The sequence below is a fragment of the Microbulbifer sp. ALW1 genome, from assembly GCF_009903625.1.
Lineage (GTDB): Bacteria > Pseudomonadota > Gammaproteobacteria > Pseudomonadales > Cellvibrionaceae > Microbulbifer.
The window spans coordinates 1,697,150-1,713,015 of record NZ_CP047569.1 but is presented as its reverse complement, the minus strand read 5'-3'; the positions used below and the strand labels follow the sequence as shown (position 1 = coordinate 1,713,015).

Here is a 15,866-nt window from a genome sequence, read left to right as displayed (position 1 = left end):
CCGTGGACACGCCTCCCTTATCCAGCCTGTTTTGCACGCGTCAGGAAGAAGCAATGCAAAAACAGTTCCGGAAAAAGCCGCTGGCAACGGCGATTCTCCATTGCCAGCGGAAACACTGGGTTCGTTAGCTATCGGTCACGGTTACTGGCCGATCTCGTGATCCGCCAGTTTTTCCAGTGCGCGGACGATGCCGGCGTGGTCCCAGTCGGCGCCGCCGTTGGCTGCGCAGGCCTGGAACAATTGCTGGGCGTTGGCGGTACCCGGTAGGCTGAGGTTGAAGGCGCGTGCGCTTTCCAGGGCCAGGTTGAGATCTTTCTGGTGCAAACGGATGCGGAAGCCCGGATCGAAGGTGCGTTTGATCATGCGCTCGCCGTGCACGTCCAGGATTTTGGATGAGGCCAGGCCACCGAGCAGGGCTTCGCGTACTTTGGCTACATCGGCGCCAGCGCGGGAGGCGAACAGCAGACCTTCGGATACAGCTTCAATGGTCAGTGCCACAATGATCTGGTTGGCGACTTTACAGGTCTGGCCGGCACCCTGCGGGCCAATGTGGGTGATGGTCTTGCCCATCACTTCCAGGATCGGCTGTGCGCGGACGAAGCCTTCTTCGGTGGCGCCGACCATGATGGTCAGTGCGGCGTTGATCGCGCCACCTTCACCACCGGATACCGGTGCATCCACAAATTCACCGCCGGCCTTGGCGATGCGCTTGGCAAATTCCTGAGTTGGCACCGGGGCAATGGAGCTCATGTCGATGACCAGAGCACCGGGCTGCAGACCTTCGACCACACCATTTTCACCGAACAGTACGGCTTCCACGTCCGGGGTATCCGGCACCATGGTGATGATGATTTCGCAGTTCTCCGCCACCGCTTTGGGACTGGCCACAACCTGCATGCCTTTGTCAGCCAAGGTGGTATCCAGCGTGCGACCGCGGTCGTTGGTGAACAGTTCGTGCCCCGCGTCCAGCAGGTGGCCAGCCATTGGGCGGCCCATGATGCCGAGTCCGATAAATCCGATCTTGCTCATTTTCTCTCTCCAAATTTTCTCAGTTTATTCTTCTGGGTTACCACTGCAGTTTGCAGGTTGGTGGCGAGGCGGCTTTCCGGGACCGTCTGCGGCCAGGACGGCCGCAGCCGAGCCCCCAGGGATGGGTTTACGGCGTGTCCCGGGAAGCCGCATCGCCACCAACCCCGCACAGAACCTGTAACTTCAAGAATGCGCGCTATCCAGCCAGCCCAAACCTTCCAACGTGGTGGTTTTCGGTTTGTATTCACAACCGATCCAGCCTTGGTAACCCAGCTTGTCCAGATGTTGGAACAGGAACGGATAATTGATTTCACCGGTACCCGGCTCGTGCCGGCCGGGGTTATCCGCGAGCTGCACGTGCGCGATGCTGTCGATATGCTTTTCGATAGTGGGCGCGAGGTCGCCCTCCATGATTTGCATGTGGTAAATATCGTATTGCAGCTTGAGGTTGTGGCTGCCGACCTCGTCAAAGATCTCCAGCGCCTGCTCGGTGCGGTTGAGGAAAAATCCGGGGATGTCACGGGTATTAATCGGTTCCGCGATCAACAGGATTCCTGCGGCTCCCAGGTTGTCTGCGGCAAAACGCAGATTCTGGATAAATGTCTGGCGTGCCTCTTCTTTAGAAACGCCCGCAGGTACGATACCCGCGAGGCAGTTGACCTGTTTGCAGCCCAACGCCGTGGCGTACTCAATTGCCTTGGCGACACCCGCACGGAACTCATCCACCCGATCCGGGTGACAGGCGATACCGCGCTCACCTGCGGCCCAGTCACCCGCGGGCAAGTTGTGTAGCACCTGGGTCAAACCGTTTTCGTCCAGGCGCTGCTTGATTTCCTGCGCGCTGTAGTCGTAAGGAAACAGATATTCCACCCCTTTAAAGCCCGCGTCCGCCGCCGCCTTAAACCGGTCGAGAAAATCGACTTCGGTAAACAACATACTCAGGTTGGCAGTAAATTTTGGCATTTTGCTTCTCCTGTAATTAATCCAGTTCTGTAGCTTCTCAGGTCAGTGCTGCAATGGAAGTCGGCGCGTCGCCGCCCTCTTCCGCCAGCGCTTCAAATTCATTGACGCCGTCCAGGTCTACGCCCATGGAGATATTGGTCACACGCTCCAGGATTACCTCAACCACAACCGGTACACCGTGTTGCTTCATCAGCTCGCGCGCCTGCTCCAGTGCCGGGGCTATGTCGTCCGGGTGGGTAACCCGGATGGCTTTACAGCCAAGGCCTTCAACCACGGAAACGTGATCCACACCGTAGTCGTTAATTTCCGGACAGTTGATATTTTCAAAACTCAACTGCACGCAGTAATCCATATCAAAACCGCGCTGGGCCTGACGGATAAGACCGAGATAAGAGTTGTTTACCAGTACGTGGATGTACGGCAGCTTGAACTGGGCACCGGCCGCGAGCTCTTCCACCATGAACTGGAAGTCGTAGTCGCCGGAAAGTGCAACTACCTCGGCAGTCGGGTCCGCCTTGGCCACACCCAGTGCCGCGGGCACTGTCCAGCCCAGCGGGCCAGCCTGACCGCAGTTGATCCAGTGGCGCGGCTTGTACACGTGCAGGAACTGGGCACCGGCAATCTGTGAAAGGCCGATGGTGGAAACGTAGCGGGCGTTTTTACCAAACACCTTGTTCATTTCTTCATACACGCGCTGCGGTTTCACCGGCACATTATCGAAGTGCGTCTTGCGCAACAGCGTGCGTTTGCGTTCCTGACACTCTTCCGCCCAGGCAGAGCGATCTTTCAGGCGACCGGCGGCTTTCCACTCACTGGCGATTTCGATAAACAATTCCAGCGCGGCTTTGGCGTCGGAGACGATGCCGTAATCCGGGCCAAAAATACGACCGATCTGCGTTGGCTCGATATCCACGTGTACGAACTTGCGACCCTTGGTGTAGGTGTCGACATTGCCAGTGTGGCGGTTGGCCCAGCGGTTACCGATCCCCATCACAAAGTCGGAAGCCAGCATGGTGGCGTTGCCGTAACGGTGGGATGTCTGCAAGCCCACCATGCCCGCCATCAGCGGGTGATCATCGGGAATGGTGCCCCAGCCCATCAGCGTGGGAATAACAGGCACCCCGGTGATTTCCGCAAACTCGGTCAGCAGGTGGCTGGCGTCCGCATTGATGACACCACCGCCGGCAACCAGCAGCGGCTTGTCCGCAGCATTGAGCATGGCCAGCGCTTTTTCAGCCTGGGCGCGACTGGCGCTGGGCTTGTAGGCAGGCAGCGGCTCGTAGGTATCCGGATCGAATTCAATTTCGGTCATCTGTACATCGATGGGCAGGTCGATCAGAACCGGACCCGGACGAGCGCTGCGCATCAGGTGAAATGCCTGCTGGAATGCGCGGGGCACCTGGGCCGCCTCCAGTACGGTGATCGCCCATTTGGTAACGGGGCCGGCGATTGCCTTGATGTCTACCGCCTGGAAATCTTCTTTGTGCAACTTGGCTACCGGCGCCTGGCCGGTAATGCACAGGATCGGAATGGAGTCCGCACTGGCAGAGTACAGGCCGGTAATCATGTCGGTGCCCGCCGGGCCGGAGGTACCGATACACACACCGATATTGCCAGCCTTGGTACGGGTGTAACCCTCGGCCATATGCGAGGCGCCTTCCACGTGACGCGCCAGAGTGTGGTCAATACCGCCCACTTTGCGCATGGCGGAGTAGAAAGGGTTGATTGCGGCACCGGGCACGCCGAAGGCAACATCAATGCCTTCTTTTCTCAAAACGTGAACCGCGGCTTCGGCAGCTGTCATGCGAGCCATAGTTTTCTCCCACTGAAGTCGCTACTTCAGAAATTGCTTGGTTATTCTTTCTTCCTGAACCGGCAGTGCCGGCGTTCAAAATCAATTCTTATCGGATCAGACCGTTGCCAGCGCTTCCTCGCCAACGACGACGTCTTCAACAATCACCGTTACATCCATCGGGTATTCCTCGCAGTTATTTCCCTTGCCACCGCGATCCACCACCACGAACTCGCCCTTGCGTTCGATCACTGACTGCACGCCGTGCCACAGCCCTGCGCGGTAATTCACGCCCTGGCGGCCGTCAGTAATAAATGCACGCACTTCCTTCGGATCAATGGTTTCCCCCTTGGGTGCGACCACGATGATGAAGCGCTCTTCGTGCATGGGGATAAAGGCCTGGCTGCCCAGCGGGTGACGCTCGAGATAGGTCAGATGTAGCGGGAGCTCCACGGGCTCACTGATAAAAATACTCACCAGCGGGCGCGCCTCTTCACCGAGGGTTTCAATCTGCACCAGGTCGTGATAGCGCTGTGCGCGCCCACCGTTAATCGAAAACGAATCCGCAGTGCGGCTGTCGATCACATCGCCGTAGGGCGCGAAGGCTTCTGCGGTTAGTGGTTGTGCCTTGAGTTCGAGTACAGTTTCGAGCATGGTGGTTTCCTCCATTTTTTATTTTGAAACGGGTGGTGCCTACGTCCCTGTACTCACCATAATTAGGTCACCAGAATTTTGGCCCCGTAATGACAATCCGTTAACGCGCTCCGAATCCGCCGAGTTTCATTTGGCGGTTTACGTCTTTGTACAGCAGGTAACGGAAAGGACCCGGGCCACCGGCGTAGCAGGCTTGCGGGCAGAAGGCACGCAGCCACATGTAATCGCCAGCCTCTACTTCGACCCAATCTTTATTCAGCAGGTAGGCGGCCTTGCCCTGGAGTACGTAGAGGCCATGCTCCATTACATGGGTCTCCGCAAACGGGATAACACCGCCGGGCTGGAAGGTAACGATGTTCACATGCATATCGTGGCGAATATCTTCAATATCCACGAAGCGCGTGGTTGCCCAGCAACCTTCGGTTTCCGGCATTTCGATGGGCGTAACATCTTTTTCATTGGTGACGAAGGCTTCCGGCACATCAATGCCATCTACGCGCTCGTAGTATTTGCGCACCCAGTGGAAGCGCAGGGTAGAGGCACATTCATTGCGTACCTGCCAATCACTGCCCGGCGGAATAAAGGCGTAACCCCCCTCTTCCATCCGGTAGCGCTCGCCGTTCAGGGTCAGCGTCAGCTCCCCTTCCACCACGAACAGAACACCCTCAGCATTGGGATCGGATTCCGGCTTTTCGCTACCGCCACCGGACTGTACTTCCATGATGTATTGGGAAAAGGTCTCGGCAAATCCAGACAGCGGACGGGACAACACCCACAGGCGGGTCTTCTCCCAGAACGGCAGGTAACTGGTGACGATATCGCGCATTACGCCCTTGGGAATGACCGCGTAAGCATCGGTAAATACCGCGCGATCTGACAACAGTTGCGTCTGCGGCGGATGTCCACCTTTAGGTGCGTAGTAGGTGTGCATTGGAAATTTCGAATTGCTCATGATTTTTCTAGCTCTGTGTCCAAACTGCTACAAACCAGTTTCTTACTTGCCCACTGTGACGGGCCTGGCGCCGGGTGCTGTTTTACCCAGTGACGGGCAATGTCCACACGGCGGGTGACCCAAACCCGGTCGTGTTGCTCGATGTGATCGAGAAATTTTTGCAGCGCGCGGAAACGCCCCGGGCGCCCGATCAGCCGGCAGTGCAAACCCACACTCAGCATTTTTGGTGCGTCTTCGCCCTCGGCGTAGAGCACATCAAAAGCGTCACGCAGGTAGTCAAAAAAATGTTCGCCGGTATTGAATCCCTGGGGCGTGGCAAAACGCATGTCGTTGGTATCCAGGGTGTAGGGCACGACTAAATGGCTGTGGGATTCACCGCTACTGTCCTGGGATTGCGACCAGAACGGCAGATCGTCGCCATAGTTGTCGCTGTCGTAGAGGAAGCAACCTTCGTCCAGCAGCAAGCGGCGGGTATTGGGGCTGTCGCGCCCGGTGTACCAGCCGAGGGGTTTTTCACCGTACAGCTTCTGGAAGATTTCGATGGCGCGACGCATATGCTCGCGCTCGATGTTTTCCGGCACGCCCTGATAGTGAATCCATCGCAGGCCGTGACAGGCGATTTCATGACCGAGCTCTTTAAAGGCCAGCGCCAGTTCCGGGTGGCGCTCCAGTGCCATGGCGACACCAAACACGGTGAGTGGCAGGCCGCGCTTTTCGAATTCGTTGAGGATGCGCCACACCCCGGCACGTGAGCCGTATTCGTAAATGGACTCCATGCTCATATGGCGATCGGCATAGGCTTCTGCGCCGACGATTTCTGACAGGAAGCGCTCCGAGTGGCTGTCCCCGTGCAGCACACAATTCTCCCCACCCTCTTCGTAGTTCAGCACGAACTGCACGGCGATCCTGGCGCGCCCGGGCCAATTGGCCTGGGGCTGCTTGCGGCCGTAACCAATGAGGTCGCGGGGGTACTGATCCTGATCCTGATCCAGTGAATTCAAGGTTGTTATTCCTTTCTGTTGCTATTTACCGCTGGCAACTGGTTTTTCCGAAGTGCGCTCCGGCAACCAAGTGCATACACGATTAACTTATTTTGTGTAGACACTTTTTGTATACAAGACAACGATATATTGTGTTCACTGGATTTGCAATCACTGGATTGGCGTTAAGTGAAGTTTTTTACGCGCACGCGACTAGCTACGACAAAGGCCGCAGCATCAGACGGGAAAAGTCAGAGAAAGAACGGGATATGTAAGAGAGGGAAGATTAAGAAAAGGAAGATCAAGAAGGGCCCGAAAGGACTTCAGGCCCGTAGAAAAGAATCAGTTACCGAAAATACTGTAAAGATCCGGCACCTCTTCAGCGCCCTCCACGATAGACAGAGAGCCCTCAACGGCTTTCAGGTGTTCCAGCATAAATTGAGACGCACCTGCACCGTCGCCAGCTTCCAGCAAACGCACCAACTCATCGTGATCGTGGGACTCGCAACCCATATGGTCGCTCGCCGAATTGCCGTAAACCGCGAGAATCAAGGAGGATCGGGAACACAGGCGGCCGACGAATTCCGCCAGGGTTTTGTTCCCGGACATTTGCGCGAGGCGCTCGTGGAATTCGGAAGAAGTGCGAATCGCAACGCTGTTGTTGCCATCCCGCAACGCATCCACCTCGCGTTTCGCCAGCATACGCAGCTCCGCAATCTCGGACTTGGTTACCCGGCTCGCCACCTCCGGCATCAGGCCGCACTCGATCATCTGGCGTGCGGCAAACACCTCGCGGGCTTCATCCGCCGAAGGCCGGGCAACACTGGCACCACGCCGCGGGGCAATGGTCACCAGCTGCTCCATGGCCAAACGCTGCAATACTTTGCGAATGCCCGTGCGGCTTACGCCGAACACCTCGGACAAGGCATCTTCGCGCAGGCGGGAGCCCGGCTTGAGGCGATGCTCGACCACGGCGTCACTGATGGACTGGTAGATTGCATCCTCGCGTTCGGTGCCTTCCTGGCGTTTGCGCTTGGTGGCTGGTGCGGTGTCCGCGGTGACTTCAGGCATTCCCCGTAAGTTCCTGTGCTTGCTTGTATTGGCGTTTGTGGATTTGGAAACCGCCTATTGTATACAAACAAGTGTGGTGAAAACCAACTTTGAAAAGAACCACAACGCTCGCCCGCCACCACGGGGAGTTCAAAACTACTCGGACCAAGCCGCAATCACCGCCCGCTCTTCATCACTCATTCCAGTCATGTTACCCAGAGGCATATAGCCACTGGCGACCGCTGCCTGGATTTTGGCTTTGGTCTGCTGGATTTGCTCGTGGCTATCGAAGGCAAAACCGGCAGGGGGCGCGGAGAATCCGGGCTGAGTCGGGGACTGGGAGTGACAGGCCGTACAGTGGCGCTCCATCACGGTATAAAGTTCCGCCTGTGTGGACTCAGTCGCCGCGCTGTCCACCGCTGCTGTGCCTTCGCTGGATTCCCGTACTTCCGCCACCGCATCAGAATCAGCCTCTTCGGCAGCCAGTTCGGTTTCAGTGGCTTTTTCACCCTGCCCCTGCAGTTGTGCTTCGACTGCAGCCGCCGACTCTTCAACCACCTCCGCCTGCGCTACCGGCGCGGCCAGGTTAGGTGCCGCCTGCGGTGAAACAATCCAGAAAGCGACCATGATCAGAGCCACTCCGGCCGCGGGGTAGCCCGGCTTGATTTGGCCGGCGTGCATCAACACGAAGAACTGACGAATCAGGGCACCGGCAAAAATGAACAACGTCATGATCACCCAGGAAAATTCATGTGTATAGGTGAAGGCGTAGTGGTTGCTGATCATCAGCAGTACTACCGGTAGGGTGAAGTAGGTGTTGTGTACCGAGCGTTGTTTACCGCGCTTGCCATCCAGGGGGTTGGGTTCTTTGCCTTCTTTCATGGCATTTACCATGCGGCGCTGGCCGGGGATGATCCAGAAGAAGACGTTGGCGGACATGGCAGTGGCCATGACGGCACCGGTCATCAGGAAGGCGGCGCGGCCGGCAAACAGTTGGGTACTGACGTAGGCGACGACCACCATCAGTACGCCGACGGCAATACTCAAGATTCCGTCGCGCTCCATGTTGGGGCTGATGCGTTTGCAGAGTTCGTTGTAGATCACCCAGCCGGAGAGAAGGAAACCGACGGCGACGATGTTGGCTTGCCAGCCGCTGAGGCCCGCGGCCCAGGCCCAGTCACTTTGGGTGTTGATGAGGTAGAAGGCTGGGTTGGTCATATAGAGCAATATGAACAGGGCAAAGCCGGAGAGCCAGGTGGTATAGGATTTCCAGAAGGACCAGTGGAGGTCATCTGGCAGTTTTTCCGGGCTGTTTGCGTATTTCTGGTTGTGATAGAAACCGCCGCCGTGAACGGCCCACATTTCGCCGAAGACGCCTTTTTTACGACAGGCTTCGTTTTCCGGCTTTTTCAGTCCGTTGTCGAGCATGACGAAATAAATTGATTCGCCAATCCAGGCGATGGCGGCAATCACGTGCAGCCAGCGCAGCATAAAGTTTGCAAATTCCAGGATAAAAGATTCCATAGCCCGTTCTCTTTTTCACTTATTGTTTTTCGAAGCAGGAAAACTAATTCTCCCACCTCGCGGGCCCACCTTTCTCCGTATCAGCGGGTCCTGTGGCGGGAGGGAACCGGGTACGGCTTTTCAGGACCGCTGTGAACCCATCCCTGGGCGCTGCGGCGCAAACATCCTGTTTGCGACGCTCCTGAAAAGCCGCACCCGGTTCCCTCCCTTCGCATCTGAGGCCTGACTCCGAGCAACCTCAGATGTTAATTACCGTAAGATCAGCTTCCCCGGTAAGTGGAATAGCTGTAAGGCGATACCAGCAGCGGCACGTGGTAATGCTGCGAGGCATCGGCCACGCCAAAGCGCAGCGGAATCACATCCAGAAAACGCGGCTCGCCATTTTTGTTGCCCTGGCGGCGCAGGTAGTCACCGGCGTGGAATACCAGCTCGTATTCGCCGATGGCGAAGTCATTACCTTCCAGAATCGGGCCATCGCAGCGGCCGTCGTCATTGGTGACCACTTCCTTGATCCAAGTGCGGTTTCCGCCGTTCAGCCGGTAGACCTCCACCCGAATCCCCTGCCCCGGCAATCCCAGGGCGGTATCCAGCACATGGGTAGTGAGACGTCCCATCGTTTTCTCCTGTGTTCTTCCAATCTCGCAGATGCTTTCAGCACCCGGTCTATAAAGAGGACTCCGAGTGCTGCTGTATGTTGTGGATTTATTTTTACACCAAATATGGATACATATTCAAACACTTTGTGTATACAATTTGTTTTTGTAAGTGAATACATTAATCTAGCAGGATCAGGAGAGAGAACGATGACCGCAACCATTACTGCAAATCGCCTGGCGCCAGCGCCGGCCACCCAGCGCCGTGAGGATTTTGTTGCGCGGTTTGGGGATATCTACGAACACTCCCCCTGGGTTGCGCAGAGAGCGTGGGACAAAGGGCTTTCAGAAGATCACTCCGATCCGCTGGTATTGGCGGAGGCGATGGCGCAGGAGCTTTGGGGGGCCACAGAAGAAGAGCAGATGGGCGTGATTTGTGCCCACCCGGATTTGGCAGGCAAAGCGGCGTTGGCCGGCGAGCTGACCGACGACTCCACCAAAGAGCAGGCCGGCGTCGGCTTGGATCAGTGCACACCAGAAGAACTGGCGCGTTTCGAACAACTGAACAATGCCTACAAAGACCGCTTCCAGTTCCCCTTCATCATGGCGGTGAAAGGCAGTAACCGCTTCCTGATTCTCGATGCGTTCGAAGTACGCCTGAAAAACAGCATTGAAGAAGAACGCAAAACCGCAATCGAGCAGATCAACAAGATTGCCCGTCTACGGCTCGTCGACCGCGCCAAGTAATTCGGCGCTACGAAGTAAAGGTCTCTGAATTTAAGGTGGAGTGCTGGGTGTAGGTGTTCGAAAGCGTCAGCGACAGGGACGTCGCTGACGCAGCGTACAGGGATGTATTCACAGCGGTTTCGAAAACCTACACCCAGTACTCCACCGCCACCAAACCAGCTTCAAACCCCTAACAAAAAAATGCCCGAGCATCACTGCCCGGGCATTTTTTATCGCGAGAATTCACAAGTTAGAAGTAAAACTTCACCAACGCACTCACCGCATTCTCGGTATCAATGGCACGGGTACCAAATTTGTTGCGCCAGTAGGAATACTCAATACCCGCGTACATAACGCCGGGGTTATCCGTCAGGCTACCGATGTCCAGCGTCAGCTGCGGGTTGATATGGGTTTCCGCCGCCTGGGCACCACCGACACCGGAAGAATAGTCCGCGAAACCGTCAAACAGTAACTTGGCCGAGCCAATTTCAAAGGGCGCGCCCCAGGTTACCGTCATCTGCCAGTCATTCGGGTTGTCAAACGCCGTGTTGTTATCCACATAGTAGAAGTTGGTATTGAAATACTGGACACCAGGAAGGTCCCAGCTGACACCAACGCCCGCAAGATAGTTATCCGCATCGGCACCGCCGCCGAATTCGTAAGTTCCCGCCAGCAAAATATCTTTTACCGGTCCAAGCTTCAGCTCGTTGCCGGTCAACCATCCCAGGCTTACCCGCGGTGCGAATTCGCCGTAAGTATCGTTAGCGCCGGTGTCTTCATCTTCCACCTGGTAGCGATCGAGGAAGAAGAAACTGTCACCCCAGTTGTTCGCTGCCACATTTTCAAAAGTGAAAACGGTGGCATCCTCCTGCCGGTCGCCAAAGGTTTCATATTGGCCACTGTGCAGAACAGACACACTGGAGGAGCCGAAAAAACGCTCCGCATGAGCGGCGGGCGCGATGGCCGCAGCCAGGGCGGAAGTCATCAGGATTTTATTGATTGATTTCACAACTCATTCTCTCAGGTTATTTTTATTGTGCACGCAGCGCGTGCTTCGTTTGCCTGGCTGTCGACCACAAACTTCCAACAACCCTTGGGGCAGGCTCTTCACGGCCCTTGAATGCGCATTTCCCAGACACACCTCACCCGGACCGGGGTGCGTAATCAGCACCCCGGCGGTGAGTCATTTCTGGATCGCAATTTTTTGCTTAGCGTTTCGCCTTGGAGAAATGCGGCTTACAGGAACGCAAACTTGGCGATAAAAATGGCGCTCAGCACATACAGGCTCACGGACACTTTTTCGTGCTGGCCGGTAAACAGCTTCATGGCGGTGTAGGTCAGGAAGCCCAGTGCGATGCCATTGGCGATGGAGAAGGTCAGCGGCATCATCACCACGGTAACGATGGCCGGGATGGTATCGGTGTGATCTTTCCAGTTGATATGCGCCATGCCACCCATCATCAACATGGCCACATAGATCAGCGCACCTGCGGTGGCGTACGCCGGAATCATTCCCGCCAGCGGCGCGAAGAACATGGCCAGCAGAAACAGCGCACCGACGGTGACGGCTGTCAGTCCGGTGCGACCGCCGGCGGCAACGCCGGATGCACTTTCCACGTAGCTGGTCACCGGTGGGCAGCCGAAAAAGGCACCCATTACGCTGGAGGAAGAATCGGCCTTAAGGGCGCGCGAAAGATTTTTGATACGGCCATCGTCATCGACAAGGTGGGCGCGGTGCGCCACCCCCATCAGGGTGCCGGCGGTATCGAACATATTCACAAACAGGAAGGCGAGGATCACGCTGATCATGCCGACATTCAGGGCGCCGGCAATATCCATTGCCATCCAGGTGGGCGCCAGGCTCGGCGGCGCTGAAACCAGCCCCTGATATTCCACCAGGCCAAACATCCAGCCCAGCGCGGTCACGCCCAGCATGCTGAACAGGATGGCGCCGAACATTTTGCGGTAGCTGAGAATCGCAATCAGCAGAAAGCAGAGTGCAGCGAGCAGTGCGGAAGGGTTACTGAAACTGCCCATGGACAGCAGGGTAGCCGGGTTGGCAACCACGATGCCCGCAGTTTTCAGGCCGATCAGCCCCAGGAAGAGGCCCACACCGGCACCCATGGCGAAGCGCAGGCTGAGAGGGATACTGTTCAGCAGCCACTCACGGATCCGCGACAGACTCATGATCATAAACAGCACGCCGGAGATAAATACGGCGCCCAGCGCTATCTGCCAGCTGTATCCCATTTCACCGACAACGGTGTAGGTGAAAAACGCATTGAGCCCCATGCCCGGAGCCAGTCCCACCGGCCAGTTGGCGTAGAGCCCCATCAGGAAACACGCCAGCGCAGCGCCGATACAGGTAGCAACAAATGCCGCCCCGTGATCCACACCGGCCGCGGCCATGATGTTGGGGTTTACGAAAATCACATACGCCATGGTAAAGAAGGTTGTAAGACCGGCGACCAATTCGGTCTTTACCGTGGTTTTGTGTTCGCTCAGTTTGAAAATCCGGTCCATTAGACCGGTGCTCTCTGGAGTCACTGAAGACTCCGTTTCACGGAGTACATGCTGATCCTGTTTTAGTGTTTCCACAGGTGATCCTCTCATTATTGTTGTTTATTACCAGAGAGCGAACTTCTGTCTCAGGTAGGTGCTGGCTTGGCCCGCCTTTCCTGCGCCTTCTTTATGCCTTTCTGCCATTTTTAAACAAAAAATTTTGACTTAAAGGTCAAGAAGCAAGGCCTGAATTGATAATAATCCTGTATACAACGATTGCAACAACATTTTCAGAGAGGGTACATCATCCTGTCAGAACCCGAATATACGTAATTTAACCTATGGCTTTTCAATAAAAGTGTCACCACTTACCAGAAATTAAAGGGATGACTATCTCGAAATAATGCGGTCAAATTTCAACCGCCACCCGCAAAATAGAAGGGTTGCCGAGATAGTCGATACAGAAAACCGGCGGCAGGGAAAATCGGACGCCAGACCAAGGGCTCGCCGCCCGGCAAATACCCGGGGCACAAATAGAGAGCAGAAAAAGAGAATACAAAAAAGGGGGCACAAGGCCCCCAGACATGAACAACAAAACGTTAAACAAGTGACTTAAAAATCATTTCTGATGCCGGCAAACACCCGCGGCGTAGGTTGCCTTCACCGCGCGATCGTCCCCGAGGATCATCAGCGCAAACAGCTTTTCCATCAGGCTGCCGGCCTGCCCAATGCGATGGCCGATCAGTGGTGTGGCGTTGTAATCTAGCACCACAAAATCCGCATCCTTGCCCGGCTGCAGGTTGCCGATACGGTCATCCAAATACAGGGAGCGTGCCCCCCCCAGTGTGGCGAGATACAGCGCCTTGAAGGGGTCGAGTTTTTTGCCCTGCAGCTGCAGTACTTTGTATGCCTCGTTCAGGCTCTGCAGCTGCGAGAAGCTGGTCCCCGCCCCCACATCGGTGCCCAGCCCCACCCGCACGCCGTGCTCTTCCAGCTTGTCCAGATCCAGCAGGCCACTGCCAAGAAACAGGTTTGAGGTGGGGCAAAAGGAAACCGCGGAGCCGGTCTCACCCAGGCGCTGGCACTCCTCATCACACAAATGCACGCCGTGGGCAAATACCGAGCGCTCGCCGATGAGGCCGTGGTGGTCGTACACATCGAGGTAACCCTTGCGCTCGGGGAACAGCTCCCGCACCCACTCGATCTCCTGTTTGTTCTCGGAGATATGGGTATGCATGTAGAGACCGGGATATTCCTGCAACAGCCTGCCAGCCAGGGCCAGCTGCTCGGGGGTGCTGGTGGGCGCAAAGCGCGGGGTAACGGCATAGTGCAGGCGGCCCTTACCGTGCCAACGTTCGATCAGCTCTTTGCTGTCGCGGTAGGCCGTTTCCGGGGTATCGCAGAGGTATTCCGGCGCATTGCGATCCATCATCACCTTGCCGGCAATCATGCGCAGATTGAGCTTGTCCGCTTCGGTGAAGAAGGCGTCAATGGATTGCTTGTGCACGGTACCGAATACCAGCGCGGTGGTGGTGCCGTTGCGCAGCAGTTCATTGAGGAACAGTTGCGCGCGGCTGCTGGCGTGCGCCGGGTCTTCGAATTTGCGCTCGGCGGGAAAGGTATAGGTTTCCAGCCACTGCAGCAGCTGCTCCCCGTAGGCGCCTATGATGTCGACCTGGGGGTAGTGGATATGGGTATCGATAAAGCCGGAGGTAATCAGGGTGTCGGTGTATTCCGTCAGCGCCGCATCCGGGAACCTGCCCAGAAGCTGCTCTGCGGGGCCGACTTCAAGAACTTTGCCGTCCTCGACCACCAGCAGGCCGTCTTCAAAGTACTCATAGGAAGCCTCGATCCCGACCTCCCGCGGGTCAGCGATGCTGTGGAGAATGGCGGATCGGAAGGCTTTGCGTTGGGACATGGTAACTCTCATCTGGCAATTATTTTATCGTCGCCCACGGTCTCTCCCCTCCGCAGGCCGGAAAAAATTAAACCAGTGACACCAGTGGCGTCAACAAAAACCTGATCAAATGGTCAGAAAGCTACGCATTAAGCTCGAGATCCACAACCACCGAGTCAAAGTCAGGCACCTCCAGCCCGCATCCCCGCAAGACCACGTCGATCAAAAACTTCGCCGCGTGATCAAAATCCTCGCGGGTGTATTCCGCCTTGTTTTCGATCATGAGGATCTGGGTCTGGAAATCCGCGTAGTGCTGGGTAGAAGACCAGATCAGCAGAATCAGCTGCACCGGGTCCACCGGCGCCATACGCCCCTCGTCGATCCACTGCTGCATTACCCCGGAACGGTCCCGCACCCAGTCGCGCATACTGGTGCGCAGGTGCTCTTTCAGCACCGGTGCGCCTTGAATCACCTCCATCGCAAACAGGCGCGAGGCCAGCGGATGGGTGCGCGACATTTCCACCTTGGCCTTGATGAAGCGCGCCAGGGTCATGGCCGGGTCGTCTTCCGGTTTGATCGACTCCAGCATCGCGTTCCAGCGCCCGGTGATGGTGTCGAACAGCGCGGTGTAGATACGCTCCTTGTTACTGAAGTAGTAAAGCACGTTGGACTTGGGAAGTTCCGCGCGCTCGGCAATGCGCTGGATGGTGGTACCGCGGAAGCCATTCTGGGCGAACTCTTCCTCCGCCGCGGACAGGATCAGCTCGCGATTGCGGACGCGAATCTTGCCCGGGCGTTTTTTGCGGCCGGGTTTAGAGGCGCCTTCAGCCTCGGGGGCCATTTCCAGGGCGCGAGCGAGATCGTCGGTTTCGGTGGATTTCTGGCGGGGCATAAGATTCTTGTGATTGTTTTGGTCAGATCGTTTTCGACAAGCGTTCGACAATAGCTTAACAGCCAGAGTCAGGCAAAACCCGCGGTGAGCTGGCCTCATCCGGTGGATACTCGCCGATTTCCAACAATTTCCCCGCCTCTGGCCGCCGGCAGGCGGCTCTCATCACCTGCCGTGCTACACCACCTCTTCTCGCCTTGCCTCCCTCCGCCGACATCTGCAGAAGAAACGAACACCCATAGCCGCATTCTGGTCGCCAAATATTTTTCGACCGGATGATCAGGTTTCATGCTGCCTGGCGCTAAGAACCGATAA

14 protein-coding genes are annotated in these 15,866 nt (G+C 56.6%); 1 reads left to right on the top strand and 13 read right to left on the bottom strand.

The genetic code is table 11. The features are described 5' to 3' along the window. Window positions 1-141: 141 nt before the first annotated feature. The 9 genes from GRX76_RS06990 to uraH all read right to left on the bottom strand — a co-directional run bounded on the left by GRX76_RS06990 (window position 142) and on the right by uraH (window position 9,558). Window positions 142-1,029, bottom strand: a complete 888-nt coding sequence (locus GRX76_RS06990) for a 2-hydroxy-3-oxopropionate reductase (RefSeq protein WP_160152650.1) — start codon at window positions 1,027-1,029, stop codon at window positions 142-144. Between the two features lie 183 nt (window positions 1,030-1,212). After that, window positions 1,213-1,992 (bottom strand): hydroxypyruvate isomerase, encoded by a 780-nt coding sequence (hyi, locus tag GRX76_RS06985; protein ID WP_160152649.1) that lies wholly within the window; start codon window positions 1,990-1,992, stop codon window positions 1,213-1,215. A 37-nt stretch (window positions 1,993-2,029) separates the two neighbouring features. Further along, window positions 2,030-3,805 (bottom strand): glyoxylate carboligase, encoded by a 1,776-nt coding sequence (gene gcl, locus GRX76_RS06980; RefSeq protein ID WP_160152648.1) that lies wholly within the window; start codon window positions 3,803-3,805, stop codon window positions 2,030-2,032. A 96-nt stretch (window positions 3,806-3,901) separates the two neighbouring features. Beyond that, a complete protein-coding gene (locus GRX76_RS06975) occupies window positions 3,902-4,438 on the bottom strand; it encodes an ureidoglycolate lyase (RefSeq protein WP_160152647.1) in 537 nt (178 codons plus the stop codon). 100 nt (window positions 4,439-4,538) lie between these two features. Continuing rightward, a complete protein-coding gene (locus GRX76_RS06970) occupies window positions 4,539-5,390 on the bottom strand; it encodes a bifunctional allantoicase/(S)-ureidoglycine aminohydrolase (RefSeq protein WP_201276934.1) in 852 nt (283 codons plus the stop codon). After that, the gene (gene puuE, locus GRX76_RS06965) at window positions 5,387-6,391 is read right to left on the bottom strand and encodes an allantoinase PuuE (protein WP_236250586.1); all 1,005 of its coding nucleotides are present in this window, start codon (window positions 6,389-6,391) and stop codon (window positions 5,387-5,389) included. The genes GRX76_RS06970 and puuE overlap by 4 nt, the downstream gene beginning before the upstream one ends. A 321-nt stretch (window positions 6,392-6,712) precedes the next feature. Beyond that, on the bottom strand, window positions 6,713-7,441 hold the full coding sequence (locus tag GRX76_RS06960; RefSeq protein WP_160152646.1) for a GntR family transcriptional regulator: 729 nt from the start codon (window positions 7,439-7,441) through the stop codon (window positions 6,713-6,715). 135 nt (window positions 7,442-7,576) lie between these two features. After that, on the bottom strand, window positions 7,577-8,944 hold the full coding sequence (locus tag GRX76_RS06955) for a urate hydroxylase PuuD (protein ID WP_160152645.1): 1,368 nt from the start codon (window positions 8,942-8,944) through the stop codon (window positions 7,577-7,579). 260 nt (window positions 8,945-9,204) lie between these two features. After that, the gene (uraH, locus tag GRX76_RS06950; protein WP_160152644.1) at window positions 9,205-9,558 is read right to left on the bottom strand and encodes a hydroxyisourate hydrolase; all 354 of its coding nucleotides are present in this window, start codon (window positions 9,556-9,558) and stop codon (window positions 9,205-9,207) included. Window positions 9,559-9,747: 189 nt separating this feature from the next. Here uraH and uraD point away from each other — a divergent pair, with 189 nt between their 5' ends. Next, on the top strand, window positions 9,748-10,284 hold the full coding sequence (gene uraD, locus GRX76_RS06945; protein ID WP_160152643.1) for a 2-oxo-4-hydroxy-4-carboxy-5-ureidoimidazoline decarboxylase: 537 nt from the start codon (window positions 9,748-9,750) through the stop codon (window positions 10,282-10,284). A gap of 229 nt (window positions 10,285-10,513) precedes the next feature. On the opposite strand, the gene GRX76_RS06940 is transcribed toward uraD, so the two are convergent. The 4 genes from GRX76_RS06940 to GRX76_RS06925 form a co-directional block, all read right to left on the bottom strand. Beyond that, window positions 10,514-11,272 carry an outer membrane protein OmpK gene (locus GRX76_RS06940; RefSeq protein WP_160152642.1) on the bottom strand — a complete coding sequence of 253 codons (759 nt, stop codon included), beginning with the start codon at window positions 11,270-11,272 and terminating at the stop codon, window positions 10,514-10,516. A gap of 227 nt (window positions 11,273-11,499) precedes the next feature. Then, the gene (locus GRX76_RS06935; RefSeq protein ID WP_201276977.1) at window positions 11,500-12,786 is read right to left on the bottom strand and encodes an NCS2 family permease; all 1,287 of its coding nucleotides are present in this window, start codon (window positions 12,784-12,786) and stop codon (window positions 11,500-11,502) included. A 598-nt stretch (window positions 12,787-13,384) separates the two neighbouring features. Then, window positions 13,385-14,683 carry a guanine deaminase gene (gene guaD / locus GRX76_RS06930; protein WP_160152640.1) on the bottom strand — a complete coding sequence of 433 codons (1,299 nt, stop codon included), beginning with the start codon at window positions 14,681-14,683 and terminating at the stop codon, window positions 13,385-13,387. Between the two features lie 121 nt (window positions 14,684-14,804). Next, the gene (locus tag GRX76_RS06925) at window positions 14,805-15,554 is read right to left on the bottom strand and encodes a TetR/AcrR family transcriptional regulator (RefSeq protein ID WP_236250585.1); all 750 of its coding nucleotides are present in this window, start codon (window positions 15,552-15,554) and stop codon (window positions 14,805-14,807) included. Window positions 15,555-15,866 lie beyond the last annotated feature (312 nt).